The 20,259-nt window shown below is 70.3% G+C and carries 22 protein-coding genes; 7 read left to right on the top strand and 15 right to left on the bottom strand.

Annotation, left to right across the window (positions count from 1 at the left end):
- Positions 1 to 23: 23 nt before the first annotated feature.
- The 10 genes from BLQ91_RS30290 to BLQ91_RS30250 form a co-directional block, all read right to left on the bottom strand.
- Positions 24 to 896, bottom strand: coding sequence for a 5-oxoprolinase subunit C family protein (locus BLQ91_RS30290; protein ID WP_090102324.1), 873 nt, complete (start codon positions 894 to 896; stop codon positions 24 to 26).
- Positions 893 to 1,480, bottom strand: coding sequence for a 5-oxoprolinase subunit PxpB (gene pxpB / locus BLQ91_RS30285; protein WP_090102322.1), 588 nt, complete (start codon positions 1,478 to 1,480; stop codon positions 893 to 895). Before pxpB ends, BLQ91_RS30290 begins: the two co-directional genes overlap by 4 nt.
- A gap of 133 nt (positions 1,481 to 1,613) precedes the next feature.
- Entirely contained in the window at positions 1,614 to 2,225 is a 612-nt protein-coding gene (locus BLQ91_RS30280) for a heme-binding beta-barrel domain-containing protein (protein WP_090102320.1), read from the bottom strand.
- Positions 2,226 to 2,692: 467 nt separating this feature from the next.
- A complete protein-coding gene (locus BLQ91_RS30275) occupies positions 2,693 to 2,992 on the bottom strand; it encodes a DUF1416 domain-containing protein (protein ID WP_090102318.1) in 300 nt (99 codons plus the stop codon).
- Positions 2,992 to 3,837: a sulfurtransferase gene (locus BLQ91_RS30270; RefSeq protein WP_090102316.1), complete on the bottom strand. Its 846-nt coding sequence runs from the start codon at positions 3,835 to 3,837 to the stop codon at positions 2,992 to 2,994. The genes BLQ91_RS30275 and BLQ91_RS30270 overlap by 1 nt, the downstream gene beginning before the upstream one ends.
- A gap of 28 nt (positions 3,838 to 3,865) precedes the next feature.
- Positions 3,866 to 4,303, bottom strand: coding sequence for a DUF4395 domain-containing protein (locus BLQ91_RS30265; protein ID WP_090102314.1), 438 nt, complete (start codon positions 4,301 to 4,303; stop codon positions 3,866 to 3,868).
- A 72-nt stretch (positions 4,304 to 4,375) separates the two neighbouring features.
- Positions 4,376 to 4,447, bottom strand: coding sequence for a putative leader peptide (locus BLQ91_RS43865; protein WP_355300619.1), 72 nt, complete (start codon positions 4,445 to 4,447; stop codon positions 4,376 to 4,378).
- Positions 4,448 to 4,532: 85 nt separating this feature from the next.
- Positions 4,533 to 4,943: a thioredoxin family protein gene (locus BLQ91_RS30260; protein WP_090102311.1), complete on the bottom strand. Its 411-nt coding sequence runs from the start codon at positions 4,941 to 4,943 to the stop codon at positions 4,533 to 4,535.
- Entirely contained in the window at positions 4,940 to 5,758 is an 819-nt protein-coding gene (locus tag BLQ91_RS30255; protein WP_090102309.1) for an LmeA family phospholipid-binding protein, read from the bottom strand. Before BLQ91_RS30255 ends, BLQ91_RS30260 begins: the two co-directional genes overlap by 4 nt.
- Positions 5,755 to 6,477, bottom strand: a complete 723-nt coding sequence (locus tag BLQ91_RS30250) for an alpha/beta hydrolase family protein (protein ID WP_245733912.1) — start codon at positions 6,475 to 6,477, stop codon at positions 5,755 to 5,757. The genes BLQ91_RS30255 and BLQ91_RS30250 overlap by 4 nt, the downstream gene beginning before the upstream one ends.
- 175 nt (positions 6,478 to 6,652) lie before the next feature.
- Between BLQ91_RS30250 and BLQ91_RS30245 the strand changes: the two genes are divergently transcribed.
- From BLQ91_RS30245 to BLQ91_RS30215, 7 genes are all read left to right on the top strand, one after another.
- Positions 6,653 to 7,414, top strand: a complete 762-nt coding sequence (locus BLQ91_RS30245; protein ID WP_218130465.1) for a response regulator transcription factor — start codon at positions 6,653 to 6,655, stop codon at positions 7,412 to 7,414.
- Positions 7,415 to 7,424: 10 nt separating this feature from the next.
- Positions 7,425 to 8,300 carry a mycothiol synthase gene (gene mshD, locus BLQ91_RS30240; protein ID WP_090102305.1) on the top strand — a complete coding sequence of 292 codons (876 nt, stop codon included), beginning with the start codon at positions 7,425 to 7,427 and terminating at the stop codon, positions 8,298 to 8,300.
- Between the two features lie 199 nt (positions 8,301 to 8,499).
- Complete coding sequence (gene pstS, locus BLQ91_RS30235; protein ID WP_090102303.1) at positions 8,500 to 9,612, top strand: phosphate ABC transporter substrate-binding protein PstS; 1,113 nt, start codon at positions 8,500 to 8,502, stop codon at positions 9,610 to 9,612.
- 33 nt (positions 9,613 to 9,645) lie between these two features.
- The gene (gene pstC / locus BLQ91_RS30230; RefSeq protein WP_090102301.1) at positions 9,646 to 10,710 is read left to right on the top strand and encodes a phosphate ABC transporter permease subunit PstC; all 1,065 of its coding nucleotides are present in this window, start codon (positions 9,646 to 9,648) and stop codon (positions 10,708 to 10,710) included.
- Entirely contained in the window at positions 10,707 to 11,621 is a 915-nt protein-coding gene (gene pstA, locus BLQ91_RS30225) for a phosphate ABC transporter permease PstA (protein ID WP_090102298.1), read from the top strand. The genes pstC and pstA overlap by 4 nt, the downstream gene beginning before the upstream one ends.
- Before the next feature lie 10 nt (positions 11,622 to 11,631).
- Positions 11,632 to 12,408 carry a phosphate ABC transporter ATP-binding protein PstB gene (gene pstB, locus BLQ91_RS30220; RefSeq protein WP_090102297.1) on the top strand — a complete coding sequence of 259 codons (777 nt, stop codon included), beginning with the start codon at positions 11,632 to 11,634 and terminating at the stop codon, positions 12,406 to 12,408.
- A 10-nt stretch (positions 12,409 to 12,418) separates the two neighbouring features.
- Entirely contained in the window at positions 12,419 to 13,579 is a 1,161-nt protein-coding gene (locus BLQ91_RS30215) for a hypothetical protein (RefSeq protein WP_090102295.1), read from the top strand.
- A gap of 13 nt (positions 13,580 to 13,592) precedes the next feature.
- Here the strand turns inward: BLQ91_RS30215 and phoU are convergent, their stop codons facing one another.
- The 5 genes from phoU to dusB form a co-directional block, all read right to left on the bottom strand.
- Positions 13,593 to 14,258 carry a phosphate signaling complex protein PhoU gene (phoU, locus tag BLQ91_RS30210; RefSeq protein WP_090102293.1) on the bottom strand — a complete coding sequence of 222 codons (666 nt, stop codon included), beginning with the start codon at positions 14,256 to 14,258 and terminating at the stop codon, positions 13,593 to 13,595.
- 72 nt (positions 14,259 to 14,330) lie between these two features.
- On the bottom strand, positions 14,331 to 17,396 hold the full coding sequence (locus BLQ91_RS30205; protein ID WP_143022887.1) for an LCP family protein: 3,066 nt from the start codon (positions 17,394 to 17,396) through the stop codon (positions 14,331 to 14,333).
- 298 nt (positions 17,397 to 17,694) lie between these two features.
- A complete protein-coding gene (locus tag BLQ91_RS30195) occupies positions 17,695 to 18,540 on the bottom strand; it encodes a GGDEF domain-containing protein (RefSeq protein WP_090102287.1) in 846 nt (281 codons plus the stop codon).
- Between the two features lie 141 nt (positions 18,541 to 18,681).
- The gene (locus tag BLQ91_RS30190) at positions 18,682 to 19,134 is read right to left on the bottom strand and encodes a hypothetical protein (protein WP_090102285.1); all 453 of its coding nucleotides are present in this window, start codon (positions 19,132 to 19,134) and stop codon (positions 18,682 to 18,684) included.
- Complete coding sequence (gene dusB / locus BLQ91_RS30185) at positions 19,127 to 20,251, bottom strand: tRNA dihydrouridine synthase DusB (RefSeq protein ID WP_245733911.1); 1,125 nt, start codon at positions 20,249 to 20,251, stop codon at positions 19,127 to 19,129. The genes BLQ91_RS30190 and dusB overlap by 8 nt, the downstream gene beginning before the upstream one ends.
- Between the last annotated feature and the right edge of the window lie 8 nt (positions 20,252 to 20,259).

The raw sequence follows: 20,259 nt of genomic DNA, 5'->3' as shown, positions 1-20,259 counted from the left end.
TTACGGTATGTGGTCTGGACCACTCACGTCAATGACCCGGATGCCCAGTCGACCGGCCGGAACCTGACCTCCGTCCCCGGCCGCGCCTGGCCGAGGAACCGCAGGTGGTCGGGGTCGACGACGCCGATGACGGGGTAGCCGCCCGTCGTCGGGTGGTCGTTGAGGAAGACCACGGGCTGCCCGTCCGGCGGCACCTGCACCGAGCCGGTGATCATCCCCTCGCTGGGGATCTCCCCGTCACGACGATTCAGCTTCGTGCCACCGAGCCGCGTGCCGACCCGGTTGCTGCGGTCGGAAACGGTCCAGGAGCCCTGCCGCAGCTGGGTTTCCGCGTTCTCGAACCAGTCGTCGCGCGGACCGAGGCGGATCGGGATGACCAACGCCGGCGGCGCCTCGTGCGGCGGCACGACGTCCGCGCCGGTGGCCGGGTTCGGCGGACCGAGTTCGAGGACGTCGTTGTCCCGCAAGGGGTCTGGACCGATTCCGGAGAGCAGGTCGGTGGAGCGGCTGCCCAGTTCCTCGGGTGCGTCGACGCCGCCGGAGAGCGCGAGGTAGGTGCGCAGCCCGGTGCCCGGCGTGCCGATCTCCAGCGTGTCGCCGGCCCTCAGGTGGACCGGGTGGTGCGAGTCGGCGAGCCTGCCGTTGACCCGGACCGCGACCGCCGGACCGGTGACGGCGATGGTGCAGCTCGCGTTCGCCTCGACCGCGAGGCCGCCCAGCAGCAGTTCCAGCCCCGCTGCGGTCTCGGGGTTGCCGACGAGGCGGTTGGCCAGCTTGAGCGAGCGCGGGTCGACCGCGCCGGACGGCGGGACGCCCAGGTGCGCGTTGCCCGGCCGGCCGAGGTCCTGGACCAGCGCCTGCGGGCCGGTCCTGATGATCCTGACGGTGCGGCTCATGCGACCACGAACCTGACCTGGTCGCCGGGCTGCAGCAGCGCGGGGGTCTCGGACCTCGGGTCGAACAGCGTGATCCCGGTGCGGCCGATCAGCCGCCAGCCGCCCGGTGTGGCTCGTGGGTAGGCGGCGGTGAACTCGCCCGCGATGCCGACCGAACCCTGCGGGACCTTGGTGCGCGGCGAGTCGAGCCGCGGCTGCCGGAGGACCTCCGGGAGGCCGGTGAGGTAGCCGAAGCCCGGCGCGAAGCCGCAGAACGCCACCTCGTAGGTGGCGGCGGTGTGGAGCTCCACGACCTCGTCGGCGGTGGTGCCGGCGGTCTCCGCGACCAGGTCGAGGTCCGGGCCGTCGTAGGTCACCGGGATGGTGATCTCGCGCGGGTGTGTGGCGGGGACCCGGGTCAGGTCGACGGTCTTCAGGGCGGCTCTGATGCCGTGGAGGTCGCCCTTGACCAGCACTGTCCGTGCGGCCGGAACCAGTTCCTCGATGCCGTCGAGACCGTGGAGCGCGGCGCGGACGGCCGCGACCTCGGTCAGCGAGTCGACCTCGACCAGCAGGGCGTCGGTTCCGCAGCGCCGCAGCAGCATGAACCCATGTTACGGGGAATCGTGGGATCGTTGAACAATCCGACACGCTGATCGTTCAACAATCCCGCAATGCGCTTGCAGGATCGTTGAACGATCGGTGGCCTGCCTGGGTCTCATGCTCCGCGTCGGGTGCTCAGCCGACGATGCGCTTGAGGTGCGCCGACGCGTGCGGCTGCATCTCCTGGCCCATCATCGCGCGCTCCTCGACGTACGCGAGGTCGCCGTTCACCACGCCGTACAGGCGCTGCGACGCCTTCACGTCCTTGGCGCTCGCCGAGCGGATGACCGCGTCGGTCTCGAACTCCCAGGACGTCTGCGTGCGCACCTTGCCGTAGTACAGCTCGACGATGCCCGTGTTGTGCGTCAGCAGCAGCTCGATCGTGTCGTCCGCCTGCGGGCGCCAGAAACCCTGCTCGCGAGCGGCGGGCCGGATGACCTCACCGGCCTCGTTGAGCAGCCAGCTGCGCGCCTCGTACACGAGGAACGGACGACCGTCGTGGGCGAACGTGATCTGCTGGCCGAACCGGAACGGACCGTCGATCGTCGGGTAGACGACCTCGCCCTCGCCCCGCCACACGCCCACGAGGGGCAGCACGCCCAGCAGGGCGTCGTTCAGGTTCGCGCCCTCGCGCAGGTTCGCCGTGTCCGCCGGGATCGGCATGTCGTCGAACTGCGGGAGGTTGCGCGCCCTGGTGGCGGCAGCTCGTTCCTCGGCCAGGCGGATGGCCTCGTCGCCGCTGGTCATCGCTGGTCGGAGTAGAGGCGGTAGACGACGTAGCCGGCGAACCACGTGATGGCGATCGTCACTAGCACCAGGAGTCCGGTGAAGATGTGTTCCACGGGATGAGGATATCCCGGCTGGTTTGACGTGCAGGGTTGTGGTGGTGGAGGACACCGGGCCCGCGTGGTCGCGTTGTGTTGTCGGGTGCCTGTTCCAGGAGCGGGGCTCCGCCCCGGACCCCGCCGATCTGGTCCAAAGCCTGGCCGGCGCCGTTGGCGGGTTGATGGCACGCCTGGTGCGTTGGGCGGCTTGCTGTTGCGTTGGTTCTTGCGTTGGTGGGGTGGCTTCGTCACGCGCCGGGGCGGAGCGAGCCCCGGCGTGCCCCTGCCGCGCCTCTCGCCCTGCCCGGCCGCGCCCCACTCCGCCCCGGACGTGGGAAGGCCCCGGCGGTGAGTCACCGCCGGGGCCTTCGCCCTGCCGATCAGGTCTGACTACGCGACCGCGATCTCCACCGCGTGGACGCCGGGGCCGGAGGCCGACACGTCGGCCTGGCCGTTGCCCGTGCGGTGCAGGGCGCGGACGGTCCAGCTGCCGGGGGCGGCGAAGAAGCGGAAGTCGCCCTCGGGGGAGGTGACCACCTCCGCGGTGAACTCGCCGGTCGAGTCCAGCAGGCGGACGAAGGCGCCGCCCACCGGGGTGCCCTCGGAGAGGACCTTGCCCTCGAGGACCGTCTCCGTGGTCGAGACGTCGATCGAGCCGCCCTGGGCGGGAGCTCCACATCCGTTGGTCATCAGGACTCCTTGCCGGAACCGAGCTCGATCGGCACGCCGATCAGCGAGCCGTACTCCGTCCAAGAACCGTCGTAGTTCTTGACGTCTTCGTGGCCGAGCAGCTCGCGCAGGGCGAACCAGGTGTGCGAGGAGCGCTCGCCGATGCGGCAGTACGCGATGGTCTTGCGGCTGCCGTCGAAGCCCGCCTCGGCGTACAGTTCGCGGAGCTCCTCGTCGGACTTGAAGGTGCCGTCCTCGTTGGCCGCCTTCGACCACGGGACGTTGACGGCGGACGGGATGTGGCCGCCTCGCTGCGCCTGCTCCTGCGGGAGGTGGGCCGGGGCCAGGAGCTTGCCGGAGAACTCGTCGGGGGAGCGGACGTCGACGAGGTTCTTGTTGCCGATGGCCTCGACGACCTCGTCGCGGAACGCGCGGATCGAGAGGTCCTGCTCCTGCGCCTGGTACGAGGTCGCGGGGCGGGTCACCTCTTCCTTGTCGAGGGGACGGCCGTCGAGCTCCCACTTCTTGCGGCCGCCGTCGAGCAGCTTCACGTTCTGGTGGCCGTAGAGCTTGAAGTACCAGTACGCGTAGGCCGCGAACCAGTTGTTGTTGCCGCCGTAGAGGATGACGGTGTCGTCGTTGGAGATGCCCTTGGCCGAGAGCAGCTTCTCGAAGCCCTCGCGGTCGACGAAGTCGCGGCGGACCGGGTCCTGGAGGTCGTTCTTCCAGTCGATCTTCACGGCTCCGGGGATGTGGCCGCCGTCGTACGCGGTGGTGTCCTCGTCGACCTCCGCGAACACGACGCCGGGCGTCTGGAGGTTCTCCTCGGACCAGGCGGCCGAGACCAGCACGTTCTCACGGCTCATGGGAAGTTGCTCCTGTAGTAGTGCGTGTCTATTGCGGTCGAGCGAGGGCAGGCACGTGCCTGCGCAGCAGCAGGTACACCTCGCACCCGAGGCACAGGCCGAGCGTCGCGTTCAGCAGCGCGGCGACCAGTGCGAAACCGGTGGCCACCATGCCGAGCGTGGTGAGGCCGGTGGCGTAGCCGAGGGTGCCGATCAGGGCGAACACGAACCCGACGCCTTGCGCGAACCGCAGCGGGGCGGCTTCCTCGCGTTCGGTGGTCGGGGTCAGGCGCGGTTGGATCGCGTAGCGGTAGACGTGACCCCACGGGTTGAGCCTCAGCGAGATGAACGCGCACATCGCGAAGAGCACCGTCTGGGCGGCGAGGAGACGCCACCAGCCGGTGAGCAGCACGATCGCGAGGACGACGGTGGTCATCCAGGCGGAGAAGCGCGGTCCGCGCGGGTCTACAGGGTTGTCCTTGGGCACGACGACCTCCGGGCAGACGGACGAGTGGATTCAGTCCGGCAGAGGTGGCTGACGGGCGTCAAGCGGCCCGGGTCAGCTCGTCGTGCGACACAGGCTGCTGCGCACGCGGCACAGGTCAACCGCGCGTCGCTTCGTGAGCAGCATGGTCATGCCAGCGAGGGTAGCCCTCAATCCCTCGGTGCGGGAGGTATGTCCATCTGGTGGAACAACGCAGGTTCACCCGACCGGCTCAGCGCAGGTGCGGGCGCAGGGCCTCGAGCAACGAGTCGCGTTTCGGCACGCCGCCGACTCGCAGCACCTCGGTGCCGTCGGCCGTCAGGGCGAGCGTCGTGGGGGTGCGCATGACGCCCAGGCGCGAGGCGACCTCGGGGAGGTTCGTGACGTCCAGTTCGGCGTGCGTGAGGCCGTCGACGCGGTCGGCCAGGTCGCGCAGGACCACCTTCGCGTGCCGGCACGGCGCGCAGAACGTCGTGGAGAGCTGGACCAGCGTCACCCCCGGCGCGAGCAGGTCGCGCACGGGAGCGGGCAGGTCGGCCGACGGCTGGGCGCGGTGGGAGATGCGGCCCTCGCGGAGCTTGAGCAGCACACCGATCGCGCCGGCCACGGCCACCGCGCCCAGCAGCGCCCACGCCCCTGTCATCGCTGGACCAGCGGTACGTCCGCGATCTCGCCGGACAGCTTGAACGAACCGCTCTCCACCTCGACGGCGGTGGGCGTCGCGCCGAACGGCAGCGTGCCGGGGTCGATCTTGATCGCGAGCGCCTGGCGGAGCTGCGGGACGATCTGCTTGAGCGAGGCGTCGTTCAGCTCGATGTCGTCGATGTTGATCTGGATCGAACCGCTGACCAGCGCGATCTGGCCGTACGCGGTGAGCGTGACGACCTTGCCGGCGACGTTGGTCTCGCCGGAGAGCTTGATCGCGGCCGTCGTCTTCGGGGCCGCCGGGTTCGCCGGTGCCGGTACCGCGGCGCGGTTGTCCGGTTCGATCGAGAGCTTGTCGAACGGCGTCACCTGGTTCGCCAGCCGGTTGAGGTCGAGCGCCTTGATCCGGACGCTGCCCTTGACGGTGTCGATGGTCGCCTTGGAGACGTTGCCCGCCAGCAGGTCCGCCAGCTCGACGCGGGTGTGCAGCAGGTCCGCCTCGACGTCGAGGTCGCGCAGGTCGACGCCCTGCTGCTCGTTGCGGATCGGCACGCCGTACGCGCGGATCTCCACGTGCTGGTAGTCGCCGCGCAACGCCTGCAGCGTGAACGGGAAGCCGTTGATGCGCACCGACGGGTCCTCGCTGAGCTGCAGCTTCTCCCGCATCCGCTGGGCGATCTGGTACTCGCCCGCCGCGGCCAGCGCGAAGTCGGCCGCCACGAGCAGGACGCCCAGGACGATCACCGTGATGACGAGGAACTTCCCGCGCCGAGACTTCTTCTTCCGCGGCCGTGCAGGAGTGTGCGCAGTCATCCCTCGTCCTCGACGTTGCCGGCGATCCAGGTCGCCATCCGGTCTACCAGGTCAGGAGTCGCCGCCGACTCCGCGTGCCGCATGCCGGGTTCGATCCACAACTCGGCATGTCCGCAGGACGCGCGGTGCAGCGACCTGGCGTGCTCCACGGAGAAATAGTGGTCCAGGTCACCGTGCACGATCAGCAGTGGGGTGGGCGTGATGCGGGCGACCACCTCCAGCGGACTCTCCGGCGCCTGTACCCAGCTGCCGCCGAGCCGAACCCCCATCGCCCGCGCCGCGAGCTTGCCGTGCGGCTGCTCCAGCAGCCAGTGCACCCGGCGCATGGGAGCGGTCTCCCGGGACCACCACCGGGCGGGCCCGCTCACCGAGACGACGGCGTCCGGCCTGGTGGCGCCGAGAGCGGCGTGCCGGAGCACGATCGAGGCGCCCATCGAGAACCCGATCGTGGCGACCTTCGAGTACCCGAGCTCGCGCGCCTTGAGCACGGCCGTCTCGACGTCGTGGACCTCGTCGGCACCGACCGTGGAGCGGCCGCCGGAGCGTCCGTGGCCGCGGAAGTCGAAAGCGACGACCCCTGCCCGGCGGGCCAGCCGGGCCAGCACCCGCGCCACGTACGGCTTGCGCACGTTGTTCGTGAACCCGTGTCCCACAACGAAAGCGAGGTCGCCGTCGCCCCTGTGGTGGACGCCGTGCAGGCGCACTCCGTCGTGTGACATGGATGTAACAGGCATGACGTCTGTGGAAACAAGTGTGAGCACGGCTTCTCGACCTGGGACTTTCTCGGGGTGCACAGGTATCGTCTCCGTCATCCGCAGGCAACGGGGCCCGGTCACCGTACGCCGCTGGTCTGGTCGAGGTGACCTGACCACGGCCGAATTGGAGGGCGCCGCGATGAGCATCGACGTGCTTCTGCTGACGACAGACCCGGACCCCGAGGCGGTGCTGCCCGCACTGGCTCTGCTCCCCCACGCCGTGCGGCCGCTGCGCCCGGAGGTCTCCGCGCTCCTCGAAGCCGGCCCGCACGACATCGTGCTGGTGGACGCCCGCACCGACCTCGTCGGCGCCCGGTCGCTGTGCCGCCTGCTCGACTCGTCCGGCGTGGACGTCCCCGTGGTGGCCGTGGTCACCGAGGGCGGCCTCGTCGCGGTGAACTCCGACTGGTCGGTCGACGAGATCCTGCTGCCGAACTCCGGTCCGGCCGAGGTCGACGCCCGCCTGCGCCTGGTGCGCTCGCGCCGCGGCACGACGGCGCCCGGTGGCGACGGCGCGCTGCAGCTCGGCGACCTCGTGATCGACGAGGCCACCTACACCGCGCGCCTGAAGGGCCGCCCGCTCGACCTCACCTACAAGGAGTTCGAGCTGCTCAAGTACCTCGCGCAGCACGCGGGCCGGGTGTTCACCCGCGCGCAGCTGCTGCAGGAGGTCTGGGGCTACGACTTCTTCGGCGGCACCCGGACGGTCGACGTCCACGTGCGACGGCTGCGCGCCAAGCTCGGCCCCGAGCACGAGGCGCTGATCGGCACGGTCCGCAACGTGGGCTACAAGTTCGTCCGCCCGCCGCGTCCCGGTTCGTCCCGTCGCCCCGCCGACGTCGCCGAGGTGGAGATCGACGACTCCGCCCGCGTCCTGGATGATCGTTTGATCGCGCGGTAGGTTCGCCTGTGTGGCGCAACTGAGCTGGTTCGAGGAGCTGGCGGCCGACCAGGCCGCCGAGGTGACGGGGCTGCTGGAGGCGGCCGGGAGCACCGACGGCGTGGCCCCGGTCGGCGAGGCCGTGCGGCTGAGGATGCGTCCCGGCGCGCTGGGCAGCCGCCACCTCCTCGCGCACCTGAACGGCGAGCTCGCCGGGTACGCGCACGTCGACCTGGCCGGCGACTCCGGCGGCAACAAGGTCGCCGAGCTCGCCGTGCACCCGAAGCACCGCCATCAGGGCGTGGGCGAGGCGCTGGTCAAGGCGCTGCCCCAGGAGTCGCTGCGCATCTGGGCGCACGGCGGCCACCCGGACGCCGAGAAGCTGGCGGCCAAACTCGGCTTCCGCAAGGTGCGCGAGCTGCTGCGGATGCGGCTGCGCGTCGAGAACGACCTGCCGGAGCCCGAACTGCCCGCGGGCATCACCATCCGGCCGTTCGTGCCCGGCCGGGACGAGGCCGCGGTCGTCTACGTGAACCACCGCGCGTTCGACTGGCACCCCGAGCAGGGCTCCATGTCGATCGAGGACGTCCGCGCCAAAGAAGAAGAGGACTGGTTCGACCCCGAGGGATTCCTCCTGGCGTTCGACGGCGACGGCACGCTGGCGGGCTTCCACTGGACGAAGCTGCACACGCCCGAGCTGGGCGAGGTCTACGTCGTGGGCGTCGACCCGGACAGGCAGGGCGGTGGTCTCGGCAGGGCGCTGACCCTCGCGGGCCTGCGCCACCTGCGCGAACAGGGCGTCAAGGAAGTCATGCTCTACGTCGAGGCGGACAACGCGGCCGCGGTCCGGGTCTACACGAAGCTCGGCTTCACCCTGTGGGACGCCGACGTCCAGTACGCCCGGTAGTCAACGTACCGTCACAAAACGCATACGCGCTGGTCACGCAGTCACTCTTTCGGCCGTGTGACCCGTCACTTCCCGTTCGGTGTTCACCTCCCGTTCACCCTGTCTAGGTGGGTTGTCCACTCTGGCTACCTACCTTCCGTAGCGAGCGGCGGGGTCCGTCGCGAAACCGCTACTGCTTTCCGCAAGGTGGAGGACCAAGGTGAAGATCCAGCGGCACGGTGCCGTGCTCGGCCTCGTCGCGGCCAGCGCGCTGCTGCTCGGTGCATGTGGCAGTGACAACAACGCGCCGACGGGTGGCACCAACACCACGTCGAACGCTGCCTCTGTCCCGGTCGAGTGCGGTGGCAAGACCAAGCTCAACGCTGAGGGCTCCTCCGCGCAGAAGAACGCGGTCGACGCGTTCGTCCAGGCCTACCAGGCCGCCTGCCCCGGTGTGGACCTCGCGTACAACCCCTCCGGCTCCGGTGCGGGCGTGAAGAACTTCAACGCCGGCCAGGTTGACTTCGGTGGTTCGGACTCCGCCCTCAAGGAAGGCGCCGAGACCGAGGCCGCCGCCAAGCGCTGCCAGAGCAACCCGGCGTGGAACCTCCCGCTGGTCTTCGGCCCCGTCGCCATCGGCTACAAGGTGTCCGGTGTGGACAGCCTCGTGCTGGACGCCAAGACCACCGCCGCGATCTTCTCCGGTGCGGTCAAGAAGTGGAACGACCCGGCCATCAAGGCGCTGAACGGCTCCGCGACCCTGCCGGACAAGGACATCGCGGTCGTCTACCGCTCGGACGAGTCGGGCACCACCGACAACTTCCAGAAGTACCTCAAGGTCGCCGGTGGCTGGACCAAGGGTGACGGCAAGCAGTTCAAGGGCGGTGTCGGCGAGGGCAAGGAGAAGTCCGCCGGTGTCGCGCAGGCCGTCGGCTCCATCGACGGTGCGATCACCTACGTCGAGTGGTCGTTCGCGCAGGACAACAAGCTGTCGATCGCCAAGATCGACTCCGGTGCCGGCGCCGTCGAGCTGACCGCCGAGTCGGCCGGCAAGGCGATCGACGAGGCCAAGGTCAAGGGCAAGGGCAACGACCTCGTCCTCGACCTCGACTCGATCTACGGCTCCAAGGCCGCCGGTGCGTACCCGCTGCTCCTCGCGACCTACGAGATCGTCTGCTCCAAGGGCTACGACGCCGACACCGCGAAGGCCGTCAAGGCGTTCCTGACCGTCGCCGCCACCTCGGGCCAGGCGCAGCTCGCCGAGGCCGGCTACGTGCCGCTGCCCAAGGCGTTCCAGGAGAAGCTGCTGACCGCGGTGAAGGCGATCGCCTGAGCTTGATGCGACACTTCGACCAACGCTGACGCGATGAACGATCCCGTCGTGGCCAGGCGCCCCGCCCGCTCCGGTGAACCCGGAGCGGAGCGGGGCGTCGCGGCTGCTCCCCACGCCTCGGAGGCTCCGATTCCCCCGACACCGGAAGCTCCAGAAACCCCAAAGGCACCGCACGTTCGGCCCGGTGACCGCATCTTCCGCGGCCTGGCGACGGGATCCGGTGTCTTCATCGTCGCGCTCATCGGTGCGATCGGCCTGTTCCTCATCGTGCAGGCGATCCCGTCGCTCGGGCTGGACAACGTCAACTTCCTGACCAGCCGCGAGTGGAACACCTCGAACCCGGAGGACCTGCGGTTCGGCATCCTCGACCTGCTGCTGGTCACCGTTGTCGTCTCGATCCTGGCGCTGCTGATCGCCATGCCGATCGCGCTGGGCATCGCCCTGTTCCTCACGCAGTACGCGCCGCGCAAGCTCGCCCGGCCGTTCGCGTACGTCATCGACCTGCTCGCCGCGGTCCCCTCGATCGTCTTCGGCCTGTGGGGCCTGTTCGTGCTGGGTCCGGAGCTCTACCCGGTGTCGCAGTGGCTGGTCGACAACCTCGGCTGGTTCCCGCTGTTCGCCAAGGGCAACGTGAACCTGCAGCTCGGCGCCACCGTCTTCACCGCGGGCATCGTCGTCGCGGTGATGATCCTGCCGATCATCACGGCCGTCAGCCGCGAGGTCTTCGAACGCACGCCCACGATGCACGTCGAGGGCGCCATCGCGCTCGGCGCGACCAAGTGGGAGGTCGTCCGCACGACCGTCCTGCCGTTCGGCAAGGCGGGGTACGTCAGCGCCTCGATGCTCGGCCTCGGCCGCGCGCTCGGCGAGACCATCGCGGTCATGATCATCCTGAGCACGGCGACCTCGGCGTTCGGCTGGTCGCTCTTCGACGGCGGTGCCACCTTCGCCTCGAAGATCGCGCTGGCCGCACCGGAGTTCAACGACCCGCGCTCGGCCGGCGCCTACATCGCCGCCGGTCTGGTGCTGTTCGTGCTGACCTTCGTCGTGAACGCCATCGCGCGCTCGATCGTCGCCGGCCACAAGGAGTACGAGTGAGCACGAACCTCGCCGACCCGACGCGCCTCGCGACGCCGCCGACGTTCCAGTCGGTCAGCGTCTCCCGCCGGATCAAGAACGGCCTCGCCACCGGCCTCGTCTGGGGCGCGTTCCTGGTCGCCGTCATCCCGCTGGTGTGGGTGCTCTACACCGTGCTCGAGCGCGGCTTCCCGGTCATCCTCGACGGGGACTGGTGGCAGAAGTCGCTGTCCGGCCTGCTCGCCCGCCAGGAGGGCGGCGGCGCGTACCACGCGATCTACGGCACGCTGGTCCAGGGACTGGTGTGCGCGGTCATCTCCGTGCCCATCGGCATCATGATCGCGATCTACCTCGTCGAGTACGGCGGCCGCTCCAAGCTGGCGAAGTCCACGACGTTCATGGTCGACATCCTCACCGGTGTGCCGTCGATCGTCGCGGCGCTGTTCATCTACACGGTGTGGATCACCTACGCGGGCTTGGGCCGCAGCGCGTTCGCCGTGTCGCTCGCCCTGGTGCTGCTGATGGTCCCGGTCGTCGTGCGCACGACCGAGGAGATGCTCAAGATCGTCCCGGACGAGCTGCGCGAGGCCTCCTACGCGCTCGGCATCCCGAAGTGGAAGACGATCGTCAAGATCGTCATCCCGACGGCGCTGTCCGGCATCCTGACCGGCATCATGCTGGCCCTCGCCCGCGTCATGGGTGAGACCGCACCGGTGCTCGTGCTCGCCGCGTACGCCCCGTACATCAACTACAACCTCTTCGACGGCCCCATGGCGTCGCTGCCGTTGATGATGGTGAACGAGCGGAACAACCCGACGCAGGCGGGCTACGAGCGCCTGTGGGGCGCGGCGATCACGCTCGTGCTGATCATCACCCTGTTCAACCTGCTGGCGACCGTGATCTCGCGGACGCTGGCGCCGAAGACGAAGTGAGCGGGCGGACATGGCCAAGCGACTCGACATCAAGGACCTGAACCTCTTCTACGGCAAGTTCCACGCCGTGGAGAACGTCTCGCTCGCGGTGCCGCCGAAGAACGTCACCGCGTTCATCGGCCCCTCCGGCTGCGGCAAGTCGACCGTGCTGCGGTCGCTCAACCGCATGCACGAGGTCGCCCCCGGCGCCCGCGTCGAGGGCAAGGTGCTGCTCGACGGCGAGGACATCTACGCGTCCACTGTGGACCCGGTCGAGGTGCGCCGCACCATCGGCATGGTGTTCCAGCGCCCCAACCCGTTCCCCACGATGTCCATTCGCGACAACGTGGTGGCCGGGCTGCGGCTCGCGGGCGTGAAGGACAAGAAGAAGCTCGACGAGGTGGCGGAGCGCTCGCTGCGCGGCGCCAACCTCTGGAACGAGGTCAAGGACCGGCTCGACAAGCCGGGCGGCGGCCTCTCCGGTGGTCAGCAGCAGCGTCTGTGCATCGCCCGCGCCATCGCGGTGCAGCCCGACCTGCTGCTCATGGACGAGCCCTGCTCGGCCCTGGACCCGATCTCCACGCTGGCGATCGAGGACCTGATCACCGAGCTGAAGAAGGAGTACACGATCGTCATCGTGACCCACAACATGCAGCAGGCGGCGCGCGTGTCCGACCAGACCGCGTTCTTCAACCTGCTGGGTGTCGGTCAGCCGGGACAGCTGATCGAGGTGGACGACACGGAGAAGATCTTCTCCAACCCCGGCCAGAAGGCGACCGAGGACTACATCTCCGGCCGCTTCGGCTAAATTCCTGGGCGTGAGCCCGCAGAGCAAGTCGCGCAAGCGCAAGCAAGGCAAGGCACCCGGCCGCCGGCAGGAGCAGCAGTCCCCGTACGGGGCGCTGCTCGAGTCGGCGGCCGCGCTGCGTTCGGAGTCGTGGCTGCTCGCGGACGCCTGGGCGAGCGAGCTCTACGCCACGCTCTGGCTCGCAGGCTCCGGCCACACGCCGATGGTCGAGGCCTTGGAGGCGATGGACGACCCGGCGGCGCTCACCGCGCTGCGCGCGCTGTCCGGCGTGGGCTCCGCCGAGCACAGGGCCGAGGCGTTCGAGGCAGCGCAAGCCGTCGCGGCACGCGGCGTCGCCGAGCCGGACTGGTACGTCCCGGGCGCCGTCCCCGACTTCCGCGACGCCTTCCTCGTCACGAACCTGCTGGGCGACGTGGAGGTCATCGCGATCACCCAGGAACGCGCCGGCGTGGGCGAGACCGTGCTGTTCATGCGCCAGCCGGTGCTCGGGGCCACCGCGATCGAGCTGTTCTCGACGCCGGACGAGGGCACCGTGGCGCTGCTGGAGGACATGATCGCCTCCACCCCGGACGCGTTCCGCGACGAGATCACGCCGCTCAGCGCCACCGGCGTCTACGACCGCGTGTGGCCGGACGTCGAGCAGTTCTGGGCGGACGGGCCCGACGAGGAGGCCGAGGAAGGCCTCATGGGCGACGAGGACGTGCGGCACCCCGTCCAGCTGATCGCCCTGGCCGACGCCCGCGTGAGCGCGCTGGTGCCGAGCGAGTACGAGATCCCGGTCATCGGTCCGGAGAGGACGGACGAGGTCGTCGAGGCGTTCCTGGCTTCACAGCACGGGATCGCCGACGCCGAGGCCGCGCGGGCGTTCGCGGGGATCGTCGTTTCCGCCGCGGTGGAGCAGAACCGCGACCCCGTGGTGTACGGGCCGGCGTCGCTCACCGCGGTGCTGATCCTCAACGTGGCCGCGAAGTTGCACGTGTCCGAAGAGGACCTGGCCCTGCTGCCGGAGCTGGTGCGGGCGTGGGCGTACTTCACCGTGGAGGCACGGGATCTGCCGCGCGACGAGGCGCGGGCGGCGTGGGACGAAGAACTGCCCACCGTGTTCGCCGAGTTCTCCGAGGCCTACGCCGATCCGGAGCTCGCGGCGGAACGCGATGGGCAGTTTCGCTGAGTGAGCGGCGCTCTCAGAGGTTCTCGTCGCCACCGTAGCCGGGCATCCGGCCGGTGACGACGAAGACCGTGCGCTTGGCGACCGACACGGCGTGGTCGCCGTAGCGCTCGTAGAAGCGGCCGAGCAGCGTCACGTCCACCGCGGCGGGGACGCCGTGCTGCCACTCCTTGTCCATGATGACGGAGAACAGGTGGCGGTGGATGTCGTCCATCGCGTCGTCCTCTTCTTCGAGGCTGCGCGCGCGGTCGACGTCCTTCTCGCGGATGATCTCCGCGGCCTCGTTCGCGAGCTTGACCGCGATCTGGCCCATCTCGGCGAAGTACGGCCGCACGTCCTCGGGCAGCGCCGACGCCGGGTGGCGGCGGCGGGCGGCCTTCGCGACGTGCAGGGCCAGGTCGCCCATCCGCTCGACGCTCTCGGCGGCGTGGATGACCGCCAGCACGGTGCGCAGGTCGGTCGCGACCGGTGCCTGCAGCGCGAGCAGCGCGTACGACTGCTCCTCGATGCTGGAGCGGACGTCGTCGACCTTCTGGTCGCCGCTGATGACCTGCTCCGCCAAGCCGAGGTCGGCCTGCAACAGGGCGGCGGTCGCGTTCTGCATCGCCTCGGCGACCATGCCGGTCATGTCGGCCAGCTGGTCGGCGAGCTGTTCTAGCTGGTCGTGGTAGGCCTCGCGCATGGCGCTCAGCCTACGTCCCGACCACCGCGGCGGCGACATCGAAGGATGAACCGGAGGTGAACCCCCGGCGAATCACTTCGCCGCGCAGGGGTCCTGCGCCGCGTTCACCACGGCGAAGTCGCCACCGGGCTGCTGGGTCTGCCCCTGGTTGGTGCCGGCGGGGGTGCTCCCCTTCGGGGAGACGATCTTCTCGTCGAAGTTCGCACCGATGACCAACTGGACGGCGCCACCCATCTCGGACGCCTCCACCAACTCCGCGATGGGCACGGCCGCCTTGAGCGTCGCCGCCTTGTTCTCGTTGCCCTTCGCGTACCTGATGATCGTCTTCGGTGCGCGCTCCGGCGCGTTGTCCCGCTTCGCGATCTTGAAACCCTGCTGCTCCAAGCCGTTCGACGTCCTGGCGACGGCGCCGCCGTTCGTCGGATCCCCGTTGAGGACCTGGATGGAGATCTCCTTGGGGTCGATCACCGTGCCGGGCTGCGGGGCCGCGGGATTCGCGTCCCCCGGCTTGGGGTCGACGGGCTTCTCCTGCGGCAGCGGCGTTCCGTCGATGATCGTCTGGAACAACGCCTTGACGTCGTCGTCCTTCAGCCGCTCGATGTTGTCGTCCGGGATGTCGATCAGCTTGTTGTCGTCGGTCCAGTGCGGCATCGTCACGAACGAGACGCGTCCCGCCTCGAGGCTCTGCAACGAGTTCGCGAGCTCCAGCAGCGAAGCCACGTCGATGTTGTCGCCGACGGTGGAACCGGTGAGGGCGTTGATGAAGTTGTTCAGCTTGGTGGGGCTGAGCAACACCTCGTTCGACAACGACTGGCGCAGCATCGCGGACAGGAAACCCTGCTGGCGCTTGATGCGGTCGAAGTCCGTGCCACCGTCGCCGTCGACCTTGCGCGCGCGGACGTACTGCAGCGCCTGGTCTCCCTTGAGCAGGTGCTTGCCCGGCTTGTCGATGATGACGCCGAGCTCACCGTCGACGATCTTCGTCGGCGTGCAGATCTCCACGCCGCCGATCGCCGTCGACATCTCGCGGAAGCCGTTGAAGTCGATGCTGACGAAGTGGTTGATCTTGAGTCCGGACAGCTGGGTCATCATGTTGGCGACGCACTCGGGCCCACCGTCGTTGTAGACGGAGTTCGCCATGACGTCCTTCTCGGGGGCCAGCGGGCCGGCGTACTGCCCGGTGTCCGGGTTCCAGCTGCGGCACGCGGGCCGGTCGACGCGCACGTCACGCGGCAGCGACACGACGACCATGCGCTTCCGGTCGGCCGGGATGTGCGCGAGCATCAGCACGTCCGACCGCGCGCCACCCTCCTGCGCCTGCGTTCCGACGTTGTCGCCCGCCTTCGCGCCCGCCCTGGTGTCCGAGCCGACCAGCAGGAAGTTCTCGTCACCGAGCTGCTTCTCGGCCTGCTGCACCGCCTGCGAGTTGCCGCCGAGCGCGTCGATCTTCTGGATCTTGGAGTCGGCCCACTTCATCGCGCCCCAGCCGATGCCGGTCGACGCGAAGATCACGGAAGCGGCAGCGATCGCGCCGATCCGCGCGGTGCGCATCCACTTGCGCTGCTGGGGCGTGCGACCCACGACCCGCGGCTCGCCGGTCTCGTCGTCGACGACCACCGGGTCGGCGAACTGGGTCGCCTCCTCGTCGGGCTCGTCCTCGTCCTTGACCCATGGCATGAGCTTGGCGCGCCGCTCCTTGCGCTGGCGCTCCTGCTCGAGCAGCTCGTCGTGCACCGCGGAGAACCGCGCGAGGGTGTGGTCGACCTCGCGGCGCTTCTTCACGTCCTCGCCGATGGCCTCCATCTCGGTGGTGAGGCTCATCGGGTCCATGTCTTCGCGCTTCTCGACCCTGGCCACACCCGCCGCGGGGGCGATCTGGGTGGCTTCGGGTCCCGGCCCGCCGACCTGGGTCTCCTCCGCCGGCGTGGGCGCGTCCGACGGCACGCCGAGCCGGTTGGAGATGACGGGGGGCATCGGGCGCGGACCGCTCGACTCCGCCCGCGGGGGCATCGGCCGGGGGCCGCTCGACTCCGCGCGGGACGGCATCGGCTGCCTGCCGGTCACGTCCCCGTTCGGGGGCATGGGCCGGCGGCCGGTGCTCTCCGGCCCCTCGCCGGGGACGGGAGGTCGCGCGATGCTGTTCGACGACGGCGCGTCGCCCGGCAGGAGGCGGCGCGGCGCGGGGCCGTCCGGCGTTCCTCCCGGCGCGGGGGGACGCCCGGCGGGACCCGGTTGCTCACCGGGTGCGGGCGGGCGCGGGATGCCGCCCGACGACGGGACGTCGCCGGGGGCGAGCCTGCGCGGCGGTGCGCCGCTGACGTCGGGGCGCCGCAGCGTGCCGCTGGGCATGCCGCTCGCCTCCGGCGCCGGACCGGGCGCGGGGCGCCTCGGGATGCCGCCGGCCGAAGGCGCGTCACCGGGCGGCATGCGGCGGGGATCGCCGGGAGCCGGGGGCCTCGGCGGGACGTGCGCGCCCGCGTCACCGGGTGCCGGTGGGCGCGGGACGCCGCCCGAGGACGGGACGTCGCCGGGGGCGAGCCTGCGCGGCGGTGCGCCGTTCGGCGGCATCTCGCCCGGCGCGGGACGGCGCTGCGGACCGGCTGCCTCGGGGCGGCGGGCCGCGGGCGGCTGCTCGCCGGGCACCGGGCGGCGCTGCGTTCCCGTGGCGTCGGGCCGCGGCCGCTGTCCTGTCTGCTCACCCGCGGGCGGGTAGGCGCCGTTCTGGGCGGGCCTCGGCCGTTGCCCGGTCTGCTCGCCGGGACGCGGCCGCTGACCGGTCTGGGCGGCGCTCGCCTCCGGGGCGTCCGGCCTGCGCCGCCTGCCCGTCTGATCGGCGGGGAAGTTCTGCGGGGGCGCCTGGTCCGGCAGCGGAGGCCGCGGGCGCGCACCCGTCTGCTCACCGGGCCGGTGAACGGCGGGCGGCTGCTGCCGCGGGGCCTGCGGTGGCGGAGCCTGTGGTGGCTGAGCCGCCGGCGGGTCGGGCAGGGCACGCCTGCCCGTGGGCGCGGGTGGGTCCGGCAGGACGCGCCTGCCTGTCGTGGGTGCGTCGGGCGAGCCTGGCGGGACGGGCCGGGGGATGTTCGTCCTGCTGTGCTGCTCGATGAGGTCCGAGACGCTCAGGCCCCCAGCGCCTTCCATCGAGCGACGTCTACGGCCGGTCGGCTGGTCGTGCTGGGGATCCTGATCACCACGGGAAGAGGGGCCGCCACGTCGGGGGTCGTCGGGCACCCAATCTCCCTTCAGGGTCAGAAGCAAAAGCGGTTCGTCATTACGAAGTGACGACGACCGGGACACAAGGGTTGCATCACCGGCGTGTCAGTTGCGCCCGCGATACTACGGATGTAGGCGACTTCTGACGACCACTCCGGGTGATACAGCTGCGATCCGTACGCGATTATGCGCAGTCCGCTTGCCCTGAACGGGTGAGCCACGTCACTCAGCAGTAGTCAGGGGCACGTGTTTGCGCGATCGCACGCCTGCCTGAGGCGGCACCCGCGAGGCGAACTCGGCCGTCGGCTCGGTACGCCACCGCGTTGCGGCCCGACTGCTTGGCTGAGTACAGGAGGCTGTCGGCGCGCAGCAGCTGTTGCTCGGCGCTGACGGCGGGACGTTCCGGCGCCTCGTCGGCGGGCGGCTCGTACGCGAGACCCGCGCTGACGGTCACGCGCAGCCCCGGAGCGATCTCGTGCCACGGGTGACGCTCGACACGTTCCCGGGCCGCCTCGGCGACCTCCAGGGCGCTCGCGGCGTCCACGCGGGGAAGCACGAGCACGAACTCCTCGCCGCCGTAGCGGGCGCAGAAAGCGCCCTCCGGCAGGCCGTCCTGGAGCAGCTCGACCACCCGCTGCAGCACCCGGTCGCCCAGCAGGTGGCCGAACGTGTCGTTGACCTGCTTGAACCAGTCGAGGTCGATCAGGGCGATGGCGAGCCCGTGCCGGCACGCCCCGTGCTCGGTCAGCAGGTCCATCAGCCGTTGGTCGAGGTAACGGCGGTTGTAGGAGTCGGTGAGACTGTCGCGCAGGCTCTGCTCGCGGGCCTCGGCGTGCTCGCGGCGCAGCCTGTCGACCTCGCGGCGCAGCTGCTCCGGGACGTGCGGCTCCTCGACCTGGTCGGCGTAGACGAGGTCGAGCGCGGAACGCAGGTGCAGGTACGCCTTGCGCCACTCACCGCGGGAGGCGAACAACGTCGCGATGGACTCGTGCAGGTCTATCGGCCCGGGTCCCCGCTCGTCGACACCGGTGTCGGGCTGGGGATCTGCGATCTCGGGTCGCAGCGCGGTCATCGCGGTCACCTCCTTACCTGCCAGGTGTCGTCTCCGAAGAGGCGGCGCTTGAGCCAGAAGGACGCGCGGGGACGGGATTTCCCCCGTCCGGTTGACCGTCGCCTGCTCCGATCCAGTGAGCTTGGAAGGTGGACAAGCTGGTCAGCCACCGAGACAGGGTGCGAACCCGTACACCTGTCCGTCCAGGTGCACCACGTGCAGCGATCCGATCTGGCTGCCCACCACCGCACCGTCCCGGCTGAGCGTGATCGTGACGGCGACGACGTAGACGTTCCCGCGCGGGTGGGCCTTCTCGCCGGGGGGTGCCCAGTCGGCGTCCGTCCGAAGCGTGGCCCACGTCGGTTCGACCTTTATGGTGGCGCCGCGCAGGTCGCACGTCTTCTGCCGGAAGTCCGGGTGCTGGGTCTCCTTGAGCAGCCTCTGCTGCTGGGACGCGCCCTCGTCACCCGCCTTGTTGAGGCGCTCGTAGAACTCCCGGAACCGCGCGCGGTCGTCGTCGGACAGGCTGGCCGGTTTCGCCGTGCCCGCGACCGGGCCGGTGCAGCCCGCGAGGAGCGCGAGCGAGACGAGGAGGACCGCGATGCGTTCAGCCACCGGAGTGCATCACGTCCGCACCGGCCGGCACCGTCGCGTCCTCGGGGTCGTCCAGCCACCCCTCGGGCAGCACGACCTTCGCCGAGGAACCCTGCCTGCCACGAGGCCCTTCCGCGTTCGCGGGGAACGGGACGCTCCCGTCGAGCGTGCCGATGAGGTCGTCCAGCTCCTGCAGGCTCGACACCATCGCGAACGCCCGCCGCGTGTCGCCGCCCACCGGGAAGCCGTGCCAGTACCAGGCCATGTGCTTGCGCAGGTCGCGCAGGCCCTTGTCCTCGCCGTCGTGGGCCGCGAGGAGCTGGGCGTGCCTGCGCAGCACCTCGGCGACCTCGCCGAGGGTCGGGCCCTGCGGAACCGGCTCGCCCCGGAACGCCGCCTGCAGGTCGCGGAAGAGCCACGGCCGGCCGAGGCAGCCACGCCCGACCACCACGCCGTCGCAGCCGGTCCGCGCCACCATGTCGAGCGCGTCCTGGGCGCTGAAGATGTCGCCGTTGCCGAGCACCGGGATGCTCGTGACGGCCTCCTTGAGCCGCGCGATGGCGGTCCAGTCGGCCTTGCCGGAGTAGCGCTGCGACGCCGTGCGCGCGTGCAGCGCCACGGCCTGTGCACCCTCGTCCTGCGCGATACGTCCCGCGTCGAGGTACGTCAGGTGATCGTCGTCGATGCCGATGCGGAACTTCACGGTGACCGGCATGTCCCCGGCGTTGCGGACCGCGGCCCGCACGATCTGCCGGAACAGCTCCCGCTTGTACGGCAGCGCCGCCCCGCCGCCCTTGCGCGTCACCTTGGGCACCGGGCAGCCGAAGTTCATGTCCATGTGGTCCGCGAGGTTCTCGTCCACGATCATCTTCGTGGCCTCGCCGACGTTGCCCGGGTCGACGCCGTAGAGCTGCATCGACCGCGGGCTTTCGCCCTCGTCGAACGTGATCATGTGCATCGTCATCGGGTCGCGTTCGACCAGCGCGCGTGCCGTGATCATCTCGCAGACGTAGAGCCCGGCCCCGTACTGACGGCACAGCTGCCGGAACGCCACGTTGGTGATGCCGGCCATGGGGGCGAGCACGACGGGCGGGTCGACGGCGAACGGGCCGATCTTCAGCGTGGGGGGAACGGGCACGCCTTCCA

The sequence above is a fragment of the Lentzea jiangxiensis genome, assembly GCF_900104175.1.
In the GTDB taxonomy this organism is placed as follows: domain Bacteria; phylum Actinomycetota; class Actinomycetes; order Mycobacteriales; family Pseudonocardiaceae; genus Lentzea; species Lentzea jiangxiensis.
This window is presented reverse-complemented; position numbering and strand designations above follow the sequence as displayed.